Consider the following 317-nt stretch of genomic DNA (forward strand, 5'->3'; position numbering starts at 1 on the left):
ACGCAGCAGGACCATTTGCCTTATTTTTCTTAGCAGAGTATGCCAATATTATAATAATAAACACGTTATCCGTTGTTTTATTTATAGGCTCCACACACTCGTTTATTCCTGAACTCTCTACAGTACTCTTGATACTTAAAGCAGCCCTATTGACCGCCGTCTTCATCTGAATTCGAGCATCCTATCCCCGCTTTCGCTACGACCAACTTATACACCTCGTGTGAAAAAATTTTCTACCCATCACCCTAGCTTTAACCCTCTGCCATATTTCAACCCCGTTATCTATGCTAGGACTAGCCCCTCAATATTAAAATTTA

1 protein-coding gene is annotated in these 317 nt (G+C 40.4%); it reads left to right on the forward strand.

Annotated features, from left to right (window positions below):
* Window positions 1-170 (forward strand): NADH-quinone oxidoreductase subunit H (locus EUU22_RS26075; protein WP_205687820.1); only part of this gene is annotated, 170 nt, incomplete at its 5' end.
* Window positions 171-317 lie beyond the last annotated feature (147 nt).

It is taken from the genome of Ciceribacter ferrooxidans (assembly GCF_004137355.1).
In the GTDB taxonomy this organism is placed as follows: Bacteria; Pseudomonadota; Alphaproteobacteria; order Rhizobiales; family Rhizobiaceae; genus Allorhizobium; species Allorhizobium ferrooxidans.